This is a genomic window from Chryseobacterium nakagawai (assembly GCF_900637665.1).
Classification (GTDB): Bacteria; Bacteroidota; Bacteroidia; order Flavobacteriales; family Weeksellaceae; genus Chryseobacterium; species Chryseobacterium nakagawai.
Genome location: NZ_LR134386.1, coordinates 4,308,351 through 4,329,195 on the forward strand (window position 1 = coordinate 4,308,351; position 20,845 = coordinate 4,329,195).

The 20,845-nt window shown below is 34.2% G+C and carries 18 protein-coding genes and 3 tRNA genes; 13 read left to right on the forward strand and 8 right to left on the reverse strand.

The window, feature by feature from the left end; all coding sequences use genetic code 11:
* Positions 1 to 74: 74 nt before the first annotated feature.
* Positions 75 to 2,378: a hypothetical protein gene (locus EL260_RS19400; RefSeq protein WP_123857169.1), complete on the reverse strand. Its 2,304-nt coding sequence runs from the start codon at positions 2,376 to 2,378 to the stop codon at positions 75 to 77.
* A gap of 108 nt (positions 2,379 to 2,486) precedes the next feature.
* Here EL260_RS19400 and EL260_RS19405 point away from each other — a divergent pair, with 108 nt between their 5' ends.
* The 7 genes from EL260_RS19405 to EL260_RS25700 all read left to right on the forward strand — a co-directional run bounded on the left by EL260_RS19405 (position 2,487) and on the right by EL260_RS25700 (position 5,777).
* Positions 2,487 to 3,617, forward strand: a complete 1,131-nt coding sequence (locus EL260_RS19405; protein WP_123857170.1) for an alpha/beta hydrolase — start codon at positions 2,487 to 2,489, stop codon at positions 3,615 to 3,617.
* 479 nt (positions 3,618 to 4,096) lie between these two features.
* Positions 4,097 to 4,264, forward strand: coding sequence for a bacteriocin-like protein (locus EL260_RS25675; RefSeq protein WP_164464460.1), 168 nt, complete (start codon positions 4,097 to 4,099; stop codon positions 4,262 to 4,264).
* Positions 4,265 to 4,406: 142 nt separating this feature from the next.
* Positions 4,407 to 4,577 (forward strand): bacteriocin-like protein, encoded by a 171-nt coding sequence (locus EL260_RS25680; RefSeq protein WP_164466553.1) that lies wholly within the window; start codon positions 4,407 to 4,409, stop codon positions 4,575 to 4,577.
* 104 nt (positions 4,578 to 4,681) lie between these two features.
* Positions 4,682 to 4,837 (forward strand): bacteriocin-like protein, encoded by a 156-nt coding sequence (locus EL260_RS25685; RefSeq protein WP_164466554.1) that lies wholly within the window; start codon positions 4,682 to 4,684, stop codon positions 4,835 to 4,837.
* 249 nt (positions 4,838 to 5,086) lie between these two features.
* Entirely contained in the window at positions 5,087 to 5,257 is a 171-nt protein-coding gene (locus tag EL260_RS25690) for a bacteriocin-like protein (RefSeq protein WP_164466555.1), read from the forward strand.
* Positions 5,258 to 5,305: 48 nt separating this feature from the next.
* Entirely contained in the window at positions 5,306 to 5,470 is a 165-nt protein-coding gene (locus EL260_RS25695) for a hypothetical protein (protein WP_164466556.1), read from the forward strand.
* 154 nt (positions 5,471 to 5,624) lie between these two features.
* Positions 5,625 to 5,777 (forward strand): bacteriocin-like protein, encoded by a 153-nt coding sequence (locus EL260_RS25700; protein ID WP_164464457.1) that lies wholly within the window; start codon positions 5,625 to 5,627, stop codon positions 5,775 to 5,777.
* Here the strand turns inward: EL260_RS25700 and EL260_RS19410 are convergent, their stop codons facing one another.
* Together EL260_RS19410 and fbp are read right to left on the reverse strand one after the other, a co-directional pair.
* Positions 5,778 to 6,782 carry an o-succinylbenzoate synthase gene (locus tag EL260_RS19410; protein ID WP_123857171.1) on the reverse strand — a complete coding sequence of 335 codons (1,005 nt, stop codon included), beginning with the start codon at positions 6,780 to 6,782 and terminating at the stop codon, positions 5,778 to 5,780.
* Positions 6,782 to 7,798, reverse strand: a complete 1,017-nt coding sequence (gene fbp / locus EL260_RS19415) for a class 1 fructose-bisphosphatase (protein WP_068944199.1) — start codon at positions 7,796 to 7,798, stop codon at positions 6,782 to 6,784. The genes EL260_RS19410 and fbp overlap by 1 nt, the downstream gene beginning before the upstream one ends.
* A gap of 591 nt (positions 7,799 to 8,389) precedes the next feature.
* On the opposite strand from fbp, the gene EL260_RS19420 reads away from it, so the two are divergent.
* From EL260_RS19420 to EL260_RS19435, 4 genes are all read left to right on the forward strand, one after another.
* Positions 8,390 to 9,628, forward strand: a complete 1,239-nt coding sequence (locus tag EL260_RS19420) for an aspartate kinase (protein WP_123857172.1) — start codon at positions 8,390 to 8,392, stop codon at positions 9,626 to 9,628.
* A gap of 22 nt (positions 9,629 to 9,650) precedes the next feature.
* Positions 9,651 to 11,492, forward strand: coding sequence for a lysophospholipid acyltransferase family protein (locus tag EL260_RS19425; RefSeq protein ID WP_123857173.1), 1,842 nt, complete (start codon positions 9,651 to 9,653; stop codon positions 11,490 to 11,492).
* 109 nt (positions 11,493 to 11,601) lie between these two features.
* Positions 11,602 to 11,674 (forward strand) — tRNA-Phe (locus EL260_RS19430).
* Positions 11,675 to 12,044: 370 nt separating this feature from the next.
* Positions 12,045 to 12,117 (forward strand) — tRNA-Phe (locus tag EL260_RS19435).
* An 88-nt stretch (positions 12,118 to 12,205) separates the two neighbouring features.
* On the opposite strand, the gene EL260_RS19440 is transcribed toward EL260_RS19435, so the two are convergent.
* Positions 12,206 to 13,201 carry a class I SAM-dependent methyltransferase gene (locus EL260_RS19440; RefSeq protein ID WP_123857174.1) on the reverse strand — a complete coding sequence of 332 codons (996 nt, stop codon included), beginning with the start codon at positions 13,199 to 13,201 and terminating at the stop codon, positions 12,206 to 12,208.
* A 276-nt stretch (positions 13,202 to 13,477) separates the two neighbouring features.
* Between EL260_RS19440 and EL260_RS19445 the strand changes: the two genes are divergently transcribed.
* The gene (locus EL260_RS19445) at positions 13,478 to 13,939 is read left to right on the forward strand and encodes a hypothetical protein (RefSeq protein ID WP_123857175.1); all 462 of its coding nucleotides are present in this window, start codon (positions 13,478 to 13,480) and stop codon (positions 13,937 to 13,939) included.
* Positions 13,940 to 14,141: 202 nt separating this feature from the next.
* Positions 14,142 to 14,214 (forward strand) — tRNA-Phe (locus tag EL260_RS19450).
* A gap of 125 nt (positions 14,215 to 14,339) precedes the next feature.
* On the opposite strand, the gene EL260_RS19455 is transcribed toward EL260_RS19450, so the two are convergent.
* The 4 genes from EL260_RS19455 to EL260_RS19470 are packed head-to-tail and all read right to left on the reverse strand — an operon-like array spanning position 14,340 to position 20,801.
* Positions 14,340 to 15,905 carry a hypothetical protein gene (locus EL260_RS19455; RefSeq protein WP_123857176.1) on the reverse strand — a complete coding sequence of 522 codons (1,566 nt, stop codon included), beginning with the start codon at positions 15,903 to 15,905 and terminating at the stop codon, positions 14,340 to 14,342.
* 2 nt (positions 15,906 to 15,907) lie between these two features.
* On the reverse strand, positions 15,908 to 17,281 hold the full coding sequence (locus tag EL260_RS19460; RefSeq protein ID WP_123857177.1) for a hypothetical protein: 1,374 nt from the start codon (positions 17,279 to 17,281) through the stop codon (positions 15,908 to 15,910).
* Between the two features lie 2 nt (positions 17,282 to 17,283).
* Positions 17,284 to 19,092: a hypothetical protein gene (locus EL260_RS19465; RefSeq protein WP_123857178.1), complete on the reverse strand. Its 1,809-nt coding sequence runs from the start codon at positions 19,090 to 19,092 to the stop codon at positions 17,284 to 17,286.
* Between the two features lie 2 nt (positions 19,093 to 19,094).
* Complete coding sequence (locus tag EL260_RS19470; RefSeq protein ID WP_123857179.1) at positions 19,095 to 20,801, reverse strand: hypothetical protein; 1,707 nt, start codon at positions 20,799 to 20,801, stop codon at positions 19,095 to 19,097.
* Between the last annotated feature and the right edge of the window lie 44 nt (positions 20,802 to 20,845).

Genomic DNA, 20,845 nt, shown 5'->3' on the forward strand with positions numbered 1-20,845 from the left:
TTCGTTAATTGTTTTTTTACTGATCAATCTTGTGGTCGCAAATTTCTCAGAATTCTCTATTCTTAAAAATTCATCTATGCCGCCTTCTTCTTGCTTATCATATTCACTTCTTCCTCTAAAGCTTTTAATGCGTCCTCAGCATGTCCTTTAAAAGGTGTTTTATATGTTTGGCTTATGGTATAATAGATCATAGATTTCCCAAAAATATTAAAGGTATTTTCTTTAGCAGGTTCTAGATTTTTTTTCTTTTTTAATTCTTCCTCATCTTCTGAAATGAAGCACATGAGTATAAACCGGATTTTCCTATTGGGATACTGATCTGAAAGGCTTCCTTTATAATATTTTTTGAGCTTTTTATAAATTGCCAGTGTAGTAGATGTTCCTGTATTTTCATAAAATCCACCATCCCCAAGATTTCTTGTGCCAGGCACCAAATTATAGGTACTCAATATTGGAAATGCCTGACTTTGTGCAACAGCAGCAGAAATGGGAATATAACTACTTTCACCTTCTTTTGTTTTGGCAAATTCTTCAGCAATATCTCGTGCACGAATTCCTCGATTACAAAATTTAACAGGAGAAAAAATGGCTTTCTCGCCTGTATTCATTAACGTTGTATTAAGAAAAAGCAAAGGGTTTAAAGGCTTTTGAGAGTTCATCTTCTCCTCCTTAGGATACCACAAATTGAAATAATTCTGATCAAAATAAGATCTAACAGAATCCAAATTCTTTACATGTATTAATTCAGCTGCTTCTCCCATTGCATTAGCTTCTTCCTTTTGCAGGATATAATTTCTATCAATCTTTTTACTGGAAATGGAAATAAGAGGATTAATCGTGAAATCAGAAAACATCAACCCTAAAAAATTACTGCTAAAATAATTTCTGTTATAAATTTTACGTACTATATTATCCCTTTCTTCTTTAATAAAACTGGCATCGATATCTTCAGACAAAACATTATTAGTTTTAATGGCGAGGTAAAAATTGGCTCCATTAGACGATCCTGAAACTGTGGAAATACTAAAAATATTTTTATAAAACTGTGGATTGGTAGCATCCGCATTAAGTAATCCCGAAAGCAGCCACGTTCCGGCAGTAGACCCACCTCCTTGCCCGGAAATAAGAAACACATCAATAGGTTCATCATTATTTGGATCATCAATATGGTGGTTATGACGAAGCCATTCACAAAATTTATCTTCTAAGGTATCTCTCTTATCTATCAATGTATCTGGTTTTTTTGTAAATTGAAATACATCCTCATTTGAGCCTTTTATCATATAGATTTTTTTATCCCCAAGAATTAAAAAATAGAGAGCTAACAGAATTAAGCTTCCCAAAAAAATATACTCCTGCCAATCATACTTAGCTGTTGGTTTCTTTCTGCTATAGCTGATCGTAATAATAATTCTTGGGGTTGTATATAATAATTCGAAGACCAATACCAAAACAGCAGAAACAATAATTAATATCACTGTAGGAGATATCCATATCAGCTTGGAATATAAACTCAGCACACAGAAAATTAATAAAAAAAGTCCACTCAAAATCAGTACTGCTCGATGAATTTTTCTACTGAATTCATACCTGGATTTTGTATCTGCTCTCTCTTTTTCCTTATAAATCAAAAATAAAAATGTCATCAAAATGCATAAGAAATTGTAAATGATCAGAGCAATCAAAAAGTAGCAATAGGATATTTCTGTACTTAATTCCAATTGTATATCTTTAAAAATGAAAACTATTAACGGAAATACAAGAAAAGTGACAAAAAACATCAAAAATGCATTCAATACCTTTTTGTGATTTCTATTGGCTATAAAAAGACGATATAGCTTACTTGATTTTTGATTTAATACAGCTAAAACAGTAAAGGATAAAATCAATATAAGTACAAATAAGGCAATATATGTTAAGTCTTTATCTATCCACTCTTTACGTTCCTCCTTCTTTATCAACTCAACTAAAGATTTTGCCAAACACACCACTAATGTAGTGTTATAAATAATCCAGGGAGCTATCGCTATATACTTTACCGGAACCTGGTTTCGTTTTTTGTTTCTCCGGCCGTTATAGATCTTTTCAAAACCACGATAATAAAATTCTACGACTTTAGGCTCTGTTTTAGAACCTAAAAATGTTTTTAAAAATGCTCCTGGAATTACCCATAAGGAAATAGTAAGTAATATAAATGCTAACACAATATAAAAGATATTAGGCAGATTGCCTGCATCACCCAAAGCATAAATAAAATCATTACTTACATCCGAAACTACGAATAGTAAAAAGACAAAGAAAACAGACAAAAAGATATAAATCCCATTCGCTTTAATGGTATTATAAATCTTTTCCACATAGTAGATAAAGGTTTCCATGGTATTAGTTTTAGTGGTATTAAAATTACCTAAACCAGGAGTTTTAACAAATCACCCGAAAGGGGTATTTTGATTCATTATTTTTATTAACTTTATAAAAAACTAATCATGGCCGTTTACATCTTAAGCAATCGGAAAATCGTCCGTCATAAAGGCGAAAAAGTAGATTCTTTTTCCAATGACGAATATTCAATTCCTAACTTCAGGATTGCAAAATGTGATTTTGACAGTTATAAGGAACCTACAGCTGCGGCCAAAAAGAAAAAAGACTATACCAACAGAAACATTCTGAATTACAAATTGTTCTCTGAACCTGAAAAGCAAGGCTATGAAGAAGTTTTGGAAGTTTTACTGAATGAAAAAGGGATTCAATCCTCTCCCCTTACAGCCAATAATCTTGGCGGAACCCAACGACTGTTCTACGAATTATACAAAAATATGTCTGCCACCAAGGACAGAAGTGATGTTCTAATATTCATCCATGGTTATCTGTATGACTTTGATGATGAGTTAAAGGCTATTCTTGATCTAAAAAAAATATTCATTGACAATCCAGCTTCTCCTGTTGAACATATTTTATTTGTGAGCTGGCCGGCTTCCGGCAGTATTATTCCATTGAGCTATTTTGATGACAAGGCATCAAGCATCAATTCCGGAACATCATTGCTGAGACTGTTTTATTTTTACACCCAATTTTTAAAGGATATTTTTTCCAACCGGGACCTGATCCCATGCAACCAGAGAATTCATATTATGGCTCACTCTTTGGGAAACAGAGTACTTCAAAGTATGCTGTACAGTTTTAAAAGAGAAAATATTCTAAGGGTTATCGATCAGGTAATTTTATTGAATGCTGATGTTTCTTATAAAGTATTTGAAGACTCTGAAGATTCTTTCAATAAATTACCTCTGCTGGCTAACCGGATTTCTATTTATCTGAACAGGCAGGATCTCATCCTGGGAGTCTCCCAGTTTACCAAGAATATTCTTACTCCAAGACTTGGTAAAAACGGACCGAGTGATATTACGCCTTATAAAGATATCGTTTCTATCATCGATTGTACTTTCGTGAAAGATGATGTATTAAGCAGCTTTAAATTTGAAGTCGGAAACCATTGGGGATACCTTTCCAGTTCACAGGTACAGAATGATATTTTTCAAAATTTATATGGAGTAGATAGGAATCTTATTAGCAATAGAATTAAAAATAACGAAAATATTTTCACAATTATTTCTTAACGATTAATTAAAAAAATCCTATAAAATCAGCCTTATGTTAAAGTTGCCATGGACCTTATAAATGGCATAATGATTGCCAATTCAAATAATAGAGAATTACAATTTTTTTTATCATGAAAAATATAAAAAAAAGGTTTTCATATATTTTAACTTATATAAAGAAAGCCATTTTCGTAAAAGATGTGATTTAAATGAATAATAACCTTTTTTAAAAAAACAATTAATTATCCGACCCTATAATTACTTTACCCTTTAAATATCTCCGAACTCCATTATTATAATTCCTACATTATTTTGCAGGGATTTTTCTTAGTGACTTTTTTCATGAATGATGATTAATATATTTCAACTTTCACTTTTGACATATTGATATAAAAATTCTATTATTCTGTTAAAAATCAATAAATTAATTCACCACATATTGTATAATTTAAAATGATTTTAGATATTTACTTATCAAACAAATTAAAATATATACAATGAAAAATCTAAGAAAATTAAACAAAGGAGAATTAAAGAGAATTAATGGAGGAAGACCTCCACTGGGATGTAATAACTGGAATCCGGCTGCAGCTTGTTGTAGAGCATGGGCAGAAGGCTACTGTGGTGGTACCACTTGTCCGGATTCACCTCCTCCATATTGCTAATTAATTACTTCATTCCTATTTTGAACCCAAATAAGCTCTTTCTGAGATTAAAACGGGATTCGAAATTATTTACAAACAAAGCTCCAATGCCTAAACTTTGTGGCATTGGACTTTTCCGTTAAAATCACCAAAAATAGCAGTTATGAAAAATAGCAAAAAACTAAAAAGAGCAACATTAAAAACTATCAAAGGAGGTTATATCCCTATGGGATGTATAGAATGGGATGGAAGAAACAGATGCTGTAGATCGTGGGAACTTGACTACTGCAACAATCCTAGCTGTCCTGATGCACCACCTCCATTTTGTAATTAATTTTTCGCCATTATATCAAAAAAATAAAACTCCAATGTCTCAATACTATGACATTGGACCTTTATAAATAAGCAAAAACTCATTAATCATTAAAAATAGTAATTATGAAAAATCTAAGAAAACTACAAAAAGGAGAACTAAAAACTATCCAAGGAGGAAATATTCCAGTAGCACCCATAGGCTGCAACCTCTGGGATGAGAGAGCCAGATGTTGCAAAGAATGGGATTGGGGATATTCGGATAAACCAACTTGCCCTTAATATATTTATATTTTGAACCACAACAACTCATTTCTGAGATCTAAGCTTGATTCAAAATTATTTGTAAATAAAGCTCCAATGCCTAAACCTTGTGGCATTGGACTTTTTTATTAATACTCTTCTATTGGCTCTGAAATGAAATTATTTTACAGCATACTGTAAATTTTGGGATTCCCCCTTCCCTTACATCTCCTGAATAATTTCATTCCCAAACTATGCCTAATTATCAATTATTTAAAAATGTCAGTTATGAAAAATCTAAAAAAACTTCAGAGAGCAGAACTAAAAATCGTTAAAGGAGGAGATATTCCTATTGGCTGTGACACATGGGATGCAGGAAAAAGATGTTGTAGGGAGTGGCAAACAGAATACTGTAACAGTCCTACATGCCCAGATGCACCACCACCATTTTGTGGCTAATCTTACTCATCACTCGATAAAACTATCAAACAAAATTAAATAACAATCATGAAAAACCTAGAGAACAACTCAAAAAAACTAAGCAAAGGAGAATTAAAAAACATTAATGGAGGAAATACCCCGGAAATCCCTATAGGCTGTGACAGGTGGGATTTTAGAGCCAGATGTTGCAAAGAATGGGATTTGGAGAATCAAGGCAGGCCAACTTGCTAATTCCATTCTACATATTGAACTATTATGACTCATTTCTGAGATCTAAACTGAATCAGAATTATTGATCCATAAAAACTCCAATACTTAAAAATTTATAACATTGGAGTTTTTTATTAAGTCAAGATCCAATTACCTCATCATAAAAAAATTAATTATGAAAAATCTAAAAAAATTAGAAAAAAGAGAATTGAAAATCATTAACGGAGGAAATATCCCGGTTGTACCCATAGGTTGCAATATATGGGACTCCAGAGCCAGATGTTGCAAAGAATGGGATTGGGAACATTCAGGTAATCCAACTTGCTAATTATTTTTTGAACCACAACAGCTCATTTCTAAGCTCCAGATTGGATTCGAAATTATTTGTAAATAAAGCTCCGGTGCCTAAACCTTGTGGCATTGGGCTTTTTTTTGTGAAGGTATATTGTGCAATGGCATTTAAGCCGATATTACTTTCCAATGCTGAAGTAATCCACCACCCAATATTCTGCTCCTCTGCCAGGGAAATCCATTCATCGGAACCAGCAAAACCTCCTACTAGCGCAGGTTTCAAAATAATATACTGCGGCTTTATGGTTTCTAAAAGCTTTTTCTTCTCTTCCAAGTCTGTAATTCCAATCAATTCCTCATCCAGAGCAATAGGAGTAGGCGTCTGAGCACACAATTCTGCCATACCCTTCCAATTTCCGGCTTTAATAGGCTGTTCAATAGAATGAATATGTAAATCTGCCAATTGTTGCAGAACTATACCAGCTTCATCTATACTGAAGCCACCATTAGCATCTACCCGGAGCTCCAGCTGCTCTTTTGAAAATTTCCTTCTTAATTCCTGAAGAATAATATGTTCAGATTTCCAATCGACACCAATTTTTAATTTAATGCAATGAAATCCTTTTTCGAGTTTATCCTGGATCTGTTCTTCCATATATCCAACATCACCCATCCAGATCAACCCATTGATGGTAATAGCAGATTTTCCTTCTGTAAACTCACTTGGAAAATAAAGATTTTCACCCAACTTTAGATTCTGAACAGCCTGTTCATATCCGAACCAAATAGATGGAAAGTCTTTTAATTCTTCTTTTAAGAAATCCGGATTTAGGTCAATATTTTCACAAAGCCATATTAACTTTTCTTCATAGTCCGGCTTATCATCAAAGCTCAGCCCTCTGAAGACTGCACACTCTCCTATTCCTTTCTTTCCATCTTCTGAAATTTCAAGGATAAAGGTCTCCTTATCAAGCAAAACGCCACGAGATGTTCCACTCGGGCGTTTGAATTCTAATACATATTTAAAATAGGATGCTTTCATTATTTTACGCTGTCAATACGCATAAACTCTTCTGCTTTCTCCACCATGTCGATGCTTCCGCAGAAAAACGGAATTCTCTGGTGAAGTTCTGTAGGTTCTACTTCCAGAATTCTTCTGAAACCATCTGTAGCTTTTCCACCTGCCTGCTCTGCAAGGAAAGCCATTGGATTACACTCGTATAATAATCTTAATTTACCATTGGGAGCCTGAGAATAAGACGGATAAATATAAATTCCCCCTTTCAGCATATTTCTATGAAAATCAGCAACCAGGGAACCAATATATCTGGAAGTATAAGGACGATCACCTTCTTCCATCTGGCAATATTTAAGGTAATTTTTTACTCCCTGAGGGAACTTAATATAATTTCCTTCGTTAATGGAATAAATCTTACCTGTTTTTGGGAAAGTCATGTTCGGGTGGGACAAATAGTAAGTTCCTAAAGAAGGGTCTAATGTAAATCCGTTCACTCCATTTCCTGTTGTATAAACAATCATAGTAGAAGAACCATAGATTACATATCCTGCTGCGATCTGATTAACTCCTTTCTGCAAGAAATCTTCAAGCTGTACTGGGGTTCCTGGTTCGGTAACTCTTCTGTAAATTGAGAAAATGGTTCCTACAGAAACATTCACATCGATGTTTGAAGACCCATCCAAAGGATCAATCAATACCACATATTTACTTAAATGGCCGTTTTCTCCACATTTAATATCAATGAAATCATCATTTTCCTCAGAAGCAATACCACAAACAACCTCTCTTTGAGACAAAGCTGTAATAAAAATTTCGTTTGCAATGACATCTAATTTCTGCTGTTCTTCCCCTTGAATATTCTGGTTTCCTGCAGCTCCTGTAATATCTACAATTCCGGCTTTATTTACTTCTCTGTTAACCACTTTAGAAGCCAATCTTATTGCACTCAGAAGACGAGAAAATTCACCTGTTGAATACTGAAAATCGTCCTGTTTATCGATAAGAAATTCTCCTAAAGTCTGTAATGGTTGATTTGACATATTTTACTTTTTACGTTTTCCCAAATTTCGGAAAATTTATTGCATTAAGAAAATTAAATTACAAAAGAGATTAAACACTGTATATCAACACAATACAGACCAAATAAAACATAATAATAAATACAATCAATGATTCGCCTTCCCATTTCGTTATCCCAAACCAATGAAAAATTCTGATTATCTATTTTTAATATAAAGCTTGAATAGAAAATGAAAAAAATATTATAATTGTAACCTTTTTTAAGCGAATTTTTAGGTTTTGGCTAAGGCAGTTGTTTTTTATTTTTCTATTAAATAAGCTAAAAGTTGTCTCTCCTGAAAATCAAAGGTTATGGATACAGATTTCTCTTTTTGAATTCCAAAAAATAAATATCAAATAAAAGTATGGAATAAATAAGATTCTTAATATAACTTAATCCCCTCTATTCCTGCATTCAACCGTTGCCAAATATTTCATTCATGGGTATTTTAAGGAAATCTTAATTCTCCGTTATCATCAGCCTATTTCATATCTCGCTGTAAATTTATAATTTTGTCGTCCGTAAAAAACTCATGTAATTTTTATCTAACAATTTTATTTTTAACAATTTAATGAAAATTTTCAAGTTTGGTGGCGCGTCTGTGAAAGACGCCGACAGTGTGAAAAATGTGTCCATGGTTCTACAAAGCCAGGGATTTGCTAAATGTTTGCTGGTAATTTCAGCGATGGGCAAAACGACCAATGAGTTGGAAAAAGTTGTAGAACTTTATTTCAAGAAAGATAACTATCAAACTGAGATTGAAAAGATAAAACGAAAACACATCGAGATTGCGGACGGTCTGTTTCCTGAAAATCATGCGGTTTTTGCTGAAATCAATCTCTTTTTTGACGATATTGATTCTTTCTTAAGAAGAAATAAATCACCTAATTATAACTTCGTGTATGATCAGGTAGTAAGCTGCGGAGAAATGATTTCCACCAAAATCGTAAGTGAATATCTGAATGAGATTCAATTTACCAATCAATGGCTGGATGCAAGAGACTATGTTAAAACTGACAATTCCTACAGAGAAGGAACTGTAGACTGGGCAAAAACAGAAGAGTTTATTTCCAATTTAAATCCTGAGATCTGTTATGTAACACAAGGTTTTATTGGCTCTGATGACAATAACTTTACTGTAACATTAGGAAGAGAAGGTTCTGACTACTCTGCTGCTATTTTTGCGTACTGCTTAAATGCTGATGCCATGACGATCTGGAAGGATGTACCGGGAGTGATGACCGGAGATCCAAGAAAATTTGATGATGTTTCTCTGCTTTCCAATATCTCTTATGAAGAAGCTATTGAAATGGCTTATTATGGAGCAAGTGTAATTCACCCGAAGACGTTACAGCCATTACAACAAAAAGATATTCCTTTTTATGTAAAATCTTTCGTAGATCCTACTAAAGAAGGAACTAAAGTAGGTGCTTCGGACAAGAATCAGCAAGAGGAATCTTATATTCTTAAAGAGAATCAGGATCTTTTAAAAATCTCTACCAGAGACTTTTCTTTCATTGCCGAAGACCACATGAGCTTGATATTCGGATACTTATCCAAATATAAAATTAAAGTTTCCCTAATGCAGAATTCTGCCATATCCCTGGCATTATGTCTGGAAGATAAATTTAATCACCTTGAAGAACTTAACGAAGAGCTTCAAAAAATTTTTAAAACCAAAGCAATTAAAAATGTATCTTTATTCACAGTAAGAAATGCGAAGATGGATCACATTGATAGATTTTACCACGAAAAAAATGTATTATTGGAACAAATTTCCAAGAATACACTTCAAATGGTAACACAATAATATTAATTGCGACTAAACACACATGAGTTTAATTTCGAAAAACGATCTGATCAAAGCTTCCGGCTTAAGTAAAATCGGGTTCCTTAAGAACCCGGTAGCATCTGCTGTGATGAGCATTGCTAAAATAAATGAAGTAAATAGACTATACGATAAACTAAAAGATAAGGAAGGCAAAGACTTTTTCGACTCATTTGTAAGAGAAAGAAACCTAAGCTATGTAGCTTTTGAAGAGGATCTGGCAAAAATTCCAAAAACGGGACCATTTGTTTTGGTTTCCAATCACCCGCTGGGTGCTATTGACGGAATTCTAATGTGCAAGATCTTATCGGAGGTTCGTCCCGATTTTAAGGTAATGGGAAATTTCCTTTTGGAAAAGATCAAGCCTATGGAACCGTACGTAATCTCAGTGAACCCTTTTGAAAACAGAAAAGAAGCTTACAGCAGTTCTTCTGGAATGCGTGAAACACTCAAGCACTTACAGAATGGAGGCTGTGTAGGCATTTTTCCGGCAGGAGAAGTTTCTAACAAAAACAATCCTTATGGAGAAATTTTAGATAAAGAATGGGAAAAAACGGCACTAAAGCTTATCAGAATGTCTAAAGTGCCCGTTGTTCCTATGTATTTCCATGCAAAAAACAGCCGCCTTTTTTATCAGGTAGCTAAACTTCACCCAAGTTTACAAACGCTTATGCTTCCTGCAGAAATGATGAATGATAGAGAGAAACCTATCAGAATCAGGATTGGAAAACCAATCTCTGTAAAAGCAATGGATGAGATGGAAACGATTGAGGAACTGGGAGAATTTCTAAAACGTAAGGTTTATATGATGAAATCGTACTACGAAAAAAGAAAATCTCTGGCCCAAAGCATCAATCTTCAAAACCTTTCTGTAAAATTCCCTTTATTGAAAGAGGAAAATATTGTTCAGAACATTATTGATGAAACTCCTATAGAAGATATCGTAAAAGATGTTGATAAACTGAGAGGGACAGAAAAAATGCTGTTCAGCAACGGAAACTACGAAATTTACTTTACCACCTACGAAGAAATTCCTTCAATTATGAGGGAGATTGGACGCCAGAGAGAATTAACTTTCCGTGCGGTAGGAGAAGGAAGTAATCTTCCATTTGACCTTGATGAGTATGACAAACATTACCATCATCTGTTCCTCTGGGATAATGGTGAGAAAAAACTGGCCGGAGCCTACAGAATGGCATTAGGCAGGGAGGTAATGAAAAAATACGGTATCAAAGGTTTTTATACAAGCTCTTTATTTGAATTTGAGCAGGACATTCACCCTTTTTTTAAAAAGGTAATTGAAATGGGCCGTGCTTACATCTGTCAGGAATATCAGCAGAAACCGCTTCCACTTTTCCTTTTATGGAGAGGAATTGTACATGTTTGTCTGAGAAATCCTGATCATAAATTCTTAATGGGAGGAGTCAGTATCTCGAATAAGTTTTCTGAATTCTCCAAATCTCTGATGATTGAGTTTATGCGTTCCAATTATTTTGATTCCGCAGTGGCTCAGTATATCACTCCAAGAAATGAGTATAAGGTAAAGCTTCGAGACAGAGACAAAAGTCTTTTCTTTGACGAAATGGAATCGGATCTTAACAAATTGGATAAGATTATTGACGACCTGGAACCTGAATTAAGATTACCCGTTTTGATTAAAAAATATATCAAACAGAATGCTAAAGTAATTGCATTTAATGTTGATCCGAACTTTAACGATGCTATTGACGGATTGATGTATATTAGAATCAGTGATCTTCCTGAAAGTACGATAAAACCTGTACTGGAAGAAATGAGTGAACAAATCAGAAAGGAGCAGGAAAATAATCCAACTGATAATCAATAAGTTTTTAGTTTTAATTAAAAAAAGCACGATGAATACTTGCTTTGTATACTAAAACTTACTACTTTTGCATCACTTTAAAACAACGAAGTAAGTCAATCAAAAATATAATGGTTTCTTAGCTCAGTTGGTAGAGCAATGGATTGAAAATCCATGTGTCCCTGGTTCGATTCCTGGAGAAACCACTTTAAAACCTCTGATTAGTCAGAGGTTTTTTTGTTTTCTTATTTGTCTACAAATTATATATCTGCTTAAGGTTACTAATTTATATTGTAGCATTTTCTTCTTCTGTTAATCTTTTAACAGCATTTCTATCGACTATAACAGCCTTGCACCTTGGATAATGACTTTATTATTTTTAGGTTCTTTTTGTAGGAATAAATAAACCTTTATCAGGCAAATGAATAAGAGATTTCGGTTGGAATGATTTAGAAAACAATTCTGAAGGTTACAATATTAAATAAAAACAAAAAAAAGTATTAAAACTTGCATAGTATTACAAAATAGTATATTTTTGCACCACTTTAAAAACGACAAAGTAAATCAAAATATAATGGTTTCTTAGCTCAGTTGGTAGAGCAATGGATTGAAAATCCATGTGTCCCTGGTTCGATTCCTGGAGAAACCACTTGAAAAGCCTCTGATTATTCAGAGGCTTTTTATTTTTTTGTATTGTGATTTTCTAAAGTTTTTAAAGAGATAGGCATATGTTGAGCCTAATCAATATTATTTTCTTTTAATTGGTATACTCCGAATACAAAATCACTTAGATTTGATTTCAGGAACTCATCCTCTAATTGGAAAATTTCCTGTAGTATTTTTTGTTTTTCTGAGTCTGGCATCTCATTTCCTACAAAATGATGAGCAATGTCTTTAAATACACTTTGAAGTAGATTATTTCCTACTGCTTTTTCATCAACAATGTCAAAATATTTATGAATAGCAGGAATGATACTTTCAGAATCTACACATTCGGAAGGATCTGCTATGATCATCCTTAAGACTCCACTTCCATAATAATGGTTTTTGTAAAGATTGGTCTTATATATCTTTCTATATTGTTTAGGAATGATCTCTAATGCCTTATTGATATAATGAATTTGTTCTTTTGAATATTGAAGTCTGCTTTTTCCAACAAATTCATTAATAACTAAATGACCTGTAGGTTTTAAACTTTTTATGACTACGTCTTTTAAAAATTGAAAAATATGTTCAAAATGATGCAAAGAAGCGTGAAAAAATACCATATCATACTTTCCAGGTTCGAAATCATAGGTCATGATGTTTTCTGCATAGAAAGAAATATTATGAAGGTTTTTGTCTTTTGCAATATCATTAGCAGTAGACAGAAGTTTATCTGAGAAGTCAAAACAGTCTATTTGCCAGTGAGGATTAAGCTCTGCTAGAAGGAGCTCATGACTACAAACTCCAGAACCCAATGCCAGAACTTTTACTTCTGCAGAATCTCTAAAATAATTTCTGCTGAGATATTCTTCATATGTAGTATTGGGATCACCCGTAACCAACTGATTCCATCTTAACCGAACTTCAGGAATGCACCAAAAATTAGATGTTTCAATTTCTTTTTCATTAAAAGCACTTTTCGTTCTTTGATAAGAATCTATTTTTAGTTTGGAAAAAAGAAAGGGTAATCCTCTTTGATGAAATTTAATAAAAATATCTCTGGTATCTTCTAATGTTACAAGGCGCATTACTAATTTTTATCTTCGCAAGTTAATTAAAAAACAAAGAATGAAAAAATATTCTTTCTCACACATATGATCTGGATTCGTCTATTATTCATTAAAAAAAGTAATACAATTCAACAGGGATGAAAGCTGGGTCTGCATCTGAATGATTCTGATTTTTTTGTTAACTTTCTATTCAAAAACTTTTTACATTTGAAAAACACAATCAATAAATGATCTATTATTTTAAAATTAGATATAGAACATTTATTGCCCGTCGCTTTTTAATCCAAAATAGTTATGAAAAATTTACTCCTCTTTCTTTTATTATCTCCATTCTGGTGTATAGCACAATTGAATTATAAAGACCTTTCTTTTTTGGCCAGTAACAAAATTGATAAAAATATCGAATACATAAAAAATAAAGGCTATATTTTCAGGCAGGAAAGAACAATAGGCGATGGCACAAAACAAGTTTACTATGAAAAAGGAAAGCTGAGCCGCACCATGGTTGTAATGCGGATATTAGATAATCAAAGTGTTGTTATATCTTATGTTCCTGAAGACAAAAATAATTTTGAAAATATACAGAACGAAATCCATACAACAGGGCTTAATCTGGAAGGCTCAACCTCAAGTGACAAAGATGTCTGTTCTTCTTACCAATCAAAAGAATATTTTGCTAAACTTTGTGTAGTAAAATTTCCTGGAGCTTCTGAAACATCTTACAACATTACTTTTTACAGAAAAGATATTCAGTAAAACAATCCATATAATAGATAAGGTATTATTTTTACGATTAAAGTACATTTAACAAGTCACTGATGAGCAAGCTCTTGGAATTAAAAACAGATAAATACAGTATTTTCCAAGAAAAAATACCCAGAAAAACTTGCGTGATATTACAAAATGTTATACTTTTGCAACACTTTAAAACAACGAAGTAAGTCAATACTAAATATATGGTTTCTTAGCTCAGTTGGTAGAGCAATGGATTGAAAATCCATGTGTCCCTGGTTCGATTCCTGGAGAAACCACTTTAAAGCCTCTGATCATTCAGAGGTTTTTTTGTTTTTATATAATCTAGATTTTTGATCAACAATAAACTCCCTCAAATTAAATTTGAGGGAGTCCTTATATTGAAAAGTTATATTGAATCGTATTATTTTTTAATAATAGCTTTCAGGTGTTCTATTTCTTTATTCTGAGAAATGACATAAAGTGTTAATTCTTCAATCTTCTGAAGTAATTTCATTTGAAAATCACCCAGATTAACACCGTCTTTTACAATAGCTTCTCCGGAAGGAATTTCCGGAAGGTGTTTATTTTCTCGTACAAAAGATTCCAATTCCTGAATTGTTGGCATTTGATACTCTGGTCTGATAGAAGATTGTCCGTCAAAATATTTTTGAAAGACATAATCAGCAGGGACATTCATATCCACAACAATATCCTCAGCGTGGATTTTCCCTTTTACCGTAAGCTTCTGATCCGGATTCTTTGTTCCAATTCCTACATTACCGTTTGGAGTAATTCTCATAAATTCATTCATAGCAACTGGTGAATTTATACTTGTTTGTGCATTGGCACTTCCCAAAAATTTCACTCCTTCATTCCCTACAGTAATAGCTGTTTTATAATTGGAAAATGAAGCATTACTTGATACCCATCCATACGCTGTGGAAGGCGATGCCTTGGCTCCATAACTCATATATGTTTCTGCACCACTTCTTAATGATCCCCAGTTATTAAATGAACCATTTTCGTATCGTATAGCTAAAGCATTCACTCCTTCTGTTGCAGATTTGCTTCCTGATAATATTTCTCCTACCACATCTAGTTTTGTTGCAGGAGCCTCGGTTCCTATCCCTACATTTCCCTTAAGAAAAACACGATCATCTCCCACGAAAAATTTAGCAATACTTCCACCATATTTTCCCACAAAATAGTGATCAATTTGGCTATTAGTACCTAATGCACCAAAACCTCCCAAATGTTGTGTATTATCTGGAGATACAAAGTTATATCCTCTGGACCACTGGGTAGTATATCCCACAATTCCCACACCGCTTACAACGCTAGACCCTGCATTAAGTAAAATTCGTCCCTGAATATCTAATGGAGCTAGAGGCTTCTTGGTTCCTATTCCTACATTATCATTGTAGTTAACATAGTGTTTATTTTGTCCGGTAAGAACATTGGTATAAATGTCAGATAATACTGCTTTATCAATTACAGCAGTTGAATTAGAATGCTGCATTAGTCTGATAGCATATGAATTTCCGGATTGGCGTGTATGATAGATTGTTAATTTATACTGCCCTATACTGCTATCCCATAGGATATCTCCCAGATAAATATGATCTGTGATAGGCCCCGATGCTTCTATAATCCTCGATAAAGGCTGATACCATATACCACCATTAGGGTTAGCTCCGATGATAATTTGTTTTTTGATAACACCTACCGTATTTTCATTATTCCATGCTCCTACAACTTGTACTTCTATATTTCCTTGTATTGTATTTCCCAACAAAATATCTACCGCTAAATTGCTTTCCAGATTTGGAAATCTAACTGATAGATCTTTATATTTAAAATTACTGGGAAATGATGTAGGATCATCCAGATGTAAATAACTATCCAAAAGATCTCCAAACTGATTTTCTGTAGGTCTTTTTCCTGCTTTAAAGTAGTTTTTTAATTCTGTAATTTTTTTTTTTGCCATGATTAGTTCGGTTTTAAAACATCGATCTCTTTTTTCATGGAGATCATGTAGAGTGTTAATTCTTCAATTTTTTGAAGGAGTTTGATTTGAAAATCGCCTACGGATAATCCACTATCAGTCATTTCTTTTGCAGAAGGAATTTCCGGAAGATGGTTTTTTTCAGAAATAAATTTTTCAAGTTCATCTATCTTTCGCAATTTATAATCAGCTGCAAAAACATGATCTGCTGTGGGAGTCGTAGACACTACAAAGTCTTTAGCTTCTACTTTTCCCTTAAAGGCTGCATTACCATTTCTATTCACTACAAGCTGCCTTCCTCCATCATATGATCCGGTAGATACTACAAATGTATCTTCATGGGCATTTCCAAAGAACCAATTGTTGGTACCATTAGATAATCTTGTCTGGATTCCTTGGGTATATCCACCATAATCAACACTTCTATCTAAATAAATAGTTGGTGAATAGTCGAAAACTCTTTGGCTTTGAGACTTTACTTCTCCAGCTACTTCGATATTTCCACTGAAAGCACTGTGATTATTTTCCGGATTAAATGAGGCAACCTTACTTTCATACTTTCCGATATAATAGAGATTAACCTTATCCTGTACACCCACCGCTGCAAAACCTCCTGCATTTTGAGTTCCATCGGATGAAAGAAAATGATACCCTCTAGCCCACATCGTATCGTAGCCTCTGATCGCAACACCTCCTATAACAGGAGATTCAGTATCAAATAGTATTTTTCCCTGAACATCCAACGGAGCGACAGGTTTTTTTGTTTTTATCCCTACATTTTCATTATAGTGTACATAATGTTTCTTCTGTCCCGAAAGAGAATTGGTATAAATATCTGAAAGAACCGCTTTATCAACAACCGCATTTGCTGTTGATTGGTGTGCCAACCTTACTACATATTCATTCCCTCTTGAATTGGTGTGGTAAATTGTTATTTTATACTGTTTAATCGTATTATCCCAAACAATATCACTGATATAAATATTATCAACAATTTCTCCCGAAGCTTCTATAATTCTTGATACCGGAGGTCTCCAAATATTATTATCATTAAAAGCTCCAATAACAATTTGTTTTTTAATTGTACCTACACTGTTTTGAAAATTATAAAACCCCGCTACCTCAATTTCAAGGCATCCATGAATTGTCACGTTTCCTAGCAATACATCAATTGCCTGATCTGCCTTTTGTTCGGGAAAGACAAATTTAAAGTTACTTTTCTCTTTATAGTTGGGTGAAAATATATTGGCATCATCCAGATGAGCAAAGCTGTCAATAAAATCCCCAAATTGGCTTTCTGTAGGCCTCTTTCCAGCCTTAAAGTATTCCTTTAATACTGTAATTTCTTTTTTCGCCATGATTAATTAGGTTTTGAGTCAATCTCTTTTTTCATAGAGATCATGTAGAGTGTTAATTCTTCAATTTTTTGAAGGAGTTTGATCTGAAAATCGCCTACGGACAATCCACTATCAGTCATTTCTTTTGCAGAAGGAATTTCCGGAAGATGGCTTTTTTCAGAAATAAATTTTTCAAGTTCAGCTATCTCTCGCAATTTATAATCAGCTGCAAAAACATGATCTGCTGTAGGAGTAGCTGTAATCACTACGTCTTTTGCTTCGAGTTTACCATGTAATGCCATATTTCCGGTATCAGACAATACGAGTCTGGCACCACCTCCACCATCTGAAAAGTAATTCCAGAATTGTAAACTATTGGAATATTGCCCTGTCATATTATAAATGGCCCATCTGTTTGCTGTACCCGGTGCTGTTTTAGTCTTATTATCTAAATAGATAGCTCCCCCTTCATTGCTACTGATCTGGGACATGATTGCTCCTTGTACATCAAGTTTCTGCTGTGGAGTTTCTGTGCCAATTCCTACATTTCCATTTGGACTAATTCTCATCAGTTCATTCATGCTGACTGGAAGATCTAAAGCGGTCTGCTGAAAACCTGAACTTAAAAATTTAATTCCTTCACTTCCTGTAACTACCGCTGTATTAAAGCGAGGAAAGGCACTCGTTGTCGATAACCATTTTAATCCAGCATTAGGATCAGCTTTAACTCCAAAACTCATATAAGTTTCTGCACTGCTTCTTAATGATCCCCAGTTATTTACCGAACCATCTTCATAACGGATCGCCATGGCATTATTCCCTTGTGTACCGTCTCCGTTCCCTGCATAAATAGTTCCCCTGACATCCAACTTAGATAATGGATTAACGGTTCCTATTCCTACATTTCCATTAGGTTTTACAGTCATTTTAATATTTTGACTGGTTACGAAATTGATAGATCCAAAGTTAGGATCATAAGAATTATCATTTTCTATATTGAAGTCAAAGTAATCTCCGTATCGTCTTCCTAAGCCTGAAAACCCGGAATTTAATTCCAAATTGGCTTTATTATGGTAAGAGAGGCTTAATATATTACTTCCCCCTGTAGCTCCGGTAGTGGTAAATTTTGCAACCGTTGCGTTCTGATTAGCAGAGTTTTCATGCACTACATTAAGTTTCGTTTCAGGGGTAGCAGTTCCAATACCTACATTTCCATCTCTATTTACTTTTAATGCTATTTTAGCACTTTCTTTAGAGGCTAGATTTCCGACCAATAGGCTCCATTCATTGGTCATCGGCTGAAGAGGAACAGAAGTGGAGCTATTGCCTCTGTTATCTATTGCTGCCCATCCATCATTTTTATTAATCGATCTTATTTTAATAAAAACTTTTAACACCTGGTCTGTCGATCCATAGGTATGAATTGCCCTGATCCGAAACCTACATTTTCCACCATTTACATCAACTGTAAAACTATAATTGGGTTCACTATCGATATAATTATTCTTATTAACTGCTCCACATTCTTTCCAGATATCCGGATTTGAATGTGAAACGCCTGCCCTATGAGTGGCTCCACAAGCAATATTTCCTCTTGTATAAGCCAGAGATATCTCATAGAATCCTCCTGCACTTGCACTGGAAGGTGCAAAATCTAAAAACTCTATGTAGTCTCCTACCTTATAATTTGCAGGAAATTCTACAAAAGTGGAATACTCTGAGAACTCATCTAGATGAGCATAACTATCTATTAAGTCTCCAAACTGGCTTTCAGTAGGTCTCTTTCCAGCTTTGAAATATGCTTTTAATTCTTGTTTATTTTTCTTTGCCATGATTATTTTGATTTTAAAACATCAATCTCTTTGTCTAAAGAAATGATATACAGTGACATTTCTTCAATTTTCTGTAGGAGTTTTATCTGAAAATCTGCCACGGAAAGCCCTGTATCCGTCATCTCTTTTGCAGAAGGAATTTCCGGGAGGTGCTTGTTTTCATTAATAAATCTTCCAAGATCCTTGATTCCTCTTAAATGATAATCTGAAGCAAAAACATAATCCGCTGTAGGAGTTTGTGTAATGACTACATCTTTTGCTTCTAACTTCCCCTGGATAGCAACATTTCCGCTTTCTTTCCAATTTAAAACATTGAATTCAATATCACCTTTCTTAATTCCTAAGGCACCTCCTGTCCAACCATAAAGAAAAGGGCCATCCAGCAAAGAATTATCACTGTTTTGTCTTTTATATTTTAGGCCATGAGATGAAGTATTTCCACCTAACTGGATAGGAGATCCTGCAGCAATATTAATTCCTCCTTCAACATCCAATTTAGCCTGAGGGCTTGCGTTTCCAATCCCCACATTCCCATTATCAGCAATAATCATTCTGGAACCATAATTATTACCATCTGCGGCGTAGCTCCAGAATTGCAATCCGTTGCCATATCCTCCGGTCATATTATAGATTGCCCATTGGTGAGCGGTTCCGGGTGCTGTTTTATTGGGATTCTGAAAAAAGATAGATCCACCTTCATTACTCCCTACCTGTGATACAATTGATCCTCTTACATCCAGTTTTTGTTGTGGATTTTCTGTACCAATACCTACACTTCCATTGGGTGTTATTCTCATAAGTTCAGAAAGAGCAACCGGTGAATCCTGTGCTGCCTGCTGATAACTAGAAGATAAAAACTTAATTCCTTCTCCACCAACAGTTACCGCCGTTTTATAGCCTGCGTAAGATCCATTACCTGATAACCAGCCATACGCTGTTTTATTATCAGCTTTAACTCCGTAACTCATATAAGTTTCCGCACCACTTCTTAATGAACCCCAGTTATTTACAGATCCATTTTCATAACGGATGGCAAATGCATTAATTCCTTCCGTAGCATCACTTCTGCCGGCAAGAACATTCCCCCAAACATCCAGTTTAGACTTTGGATTATCTGTTCCTAATCCAAGATTTCCATTATAGTATACCGAATGTTTTTTTTGTTCAATAAATGGTTTAACATATATATCCGAAAGTCTAGCCTGATCTACAAATGCTTTCTCATAAGAAAACTGCTTGATTCTTATAGCATATGGATTCTGATTAGTACTTGTATGATAAATGGTCAGTTTATATTCATTTCTTATTGAATCCCATACAATATCTCCAATGTAAATATTATCTAAAATTGTTCCTGCTGCTTCTACAATTCTGGCTGTAGTGGGATACCAAACGCCCCCATCAGGATTAAGGCCAACCTCAAATTGTTTTTTTATAATCCCAACACTTGTCTGATGAGCAAACGTACCCGTAATTTCAATTTCCAAACTTCCGTTCAGATAATTATTTCCCAAGAGAACATCCACCGCCATGTCGCCTTGCTGGTGAGGAAATTCGACATATAGATCTTTATATTTATGGTTATCAGGGAAAATAGTTTTATCGTCTAAATTGGCGTAGCTATCGATAAGATCACCAAACTGACTTTCTGTTGGTCTCTTTCCAACCTTAAAATATTCTTTTAAAGCTGCAATTGTTTTTTTTGCCATAATTTTTGTTTTTTGGTGAATAGTTCCTCCTTTTCCTACTGGGA

Bases quoted from the DNA above. Each gene is read 5' to 3' on its own strand.
- EL260_RS19400 (WP_123857169.1), bottom strand. From the start codon at position 2,378: ATGGAAACCTTTATCTACTATGTGGAAAAGATTTATAATACCATTAAA.
- EL260_RS19405 (WP_123857170.1), top strand. From the start codon at position 2,487: ATGGCCGTTTACATCTTAAGCAATCGGAAAATCGTCCGTCATAAAGGC.
- EL260_RS25675 (WP_164464460.1), top strand. From the start codon at position 4,097: ATGAAAAATCTAAGAAAATTAAACAAAGGAGAATTAAAGAGAATTAAT.
- EL260_RS25680 (WP_164466553.1), top strand. From the start codon at position 4,407: ATGAAAAATAGCAAAAAACTAAAAAGAGCAACATTAAAAACTATCAAA.
- EL260_RS25685 (WP_164466554.1), top strand. From the start codon at position 4,682: ATGAAAAATCTAAGAAAACTACAAAAAGGAGAACTAAAAACTATCCAA.
- EL260_RS25690 (WP_164466555.1), top strand. From the start codon at position 5,087: ATGAAAAATCTAAAAAAACTTCAGAGAGCAGAACTAAAAATCGTTAAA.
- EL260_RS25695 (WP_164466556.1), top strand. From the start codon at position 5,306: ATGAAAAACCTAGAGAACAACTCAAAAAAACTAAGCAAAGGAGAATTA.
- EL260_RS25700 (WP_164464457.1), top strand. From the start codon at position 5,625: ATGAAAAATCTAAAAAAATTAGAAAAAAGAGAATTGAAAATCATTAAC.
- EL260_RS19410 (WP_123857171.1), bottom strand. From the start codon at position 6,782: ATGAAAGCATCCTATTTTAAATATGTATTAGAATTCAAACGCCCGAGT.
- fbp (WP_068944199.1), bottom strand. From the start codon at position 7,798: ATGTCAAATCAACCATTACAGACTTTAGGAGAATTTCTTATCGATAAA.
- EL260_RS19420 (WP_123857172.1), top strand. From the start codon at position 8,390: ATGAAAATTTTCAAGTTTGGTGGCGCGTCTGTGAAAGACGCCGACAGT.
- EL260_RS19425 (WP_123857173.1), top strand. From the start codon at position 9,651: ATGAGTTTAATTTCGAAAAACGATCTGATCAAAGCTTCCGGCTTAAGT.
- EL260_RS19440 (WP_123857174.1), bottom strand. From the start codon at position 13,201: ATGCGCCTTGTAACATTAGAAGATACCAGAGATATTTTTATTAAATTT.
- EL260_RS19445 (WP_123857175.1), top strand. From the start codon at position 13,478: ATGAAAAATTTACTCCTCTTTCTTTTATTATCTCCATTCTGGTGTATA.
- EL260_RS19455 (WP_123857176.1), bottom strand. From the start codon at position 15,905: ATGGCAAAAAAAAAAATTACAGAATTAAAAAACTACTTTAAAGCAGGA.
- EL260_RS19460 (WP_123857177.1), bottom strand. From the start codon at position 17,281: ATGGCGAAAAAAGAAATTACAGTATTAAAGGAATACTTTAAGGCTGGA.
- EL260_RS19465 (WP_123857178.1), bottom strand. From the start codon at position 19,092: ATGGCAAAGAAAAATAAACAAGAATTAAAAGCATATTTCAAAGCTGGA.
- EL260_RS19470 (WP_123857179.1), bottom strand. From the start codon at position 20,801: ATGGCAAAAAAAACAATTGCAGCTTTAAAAGAATATTTTAAGGTTGGA.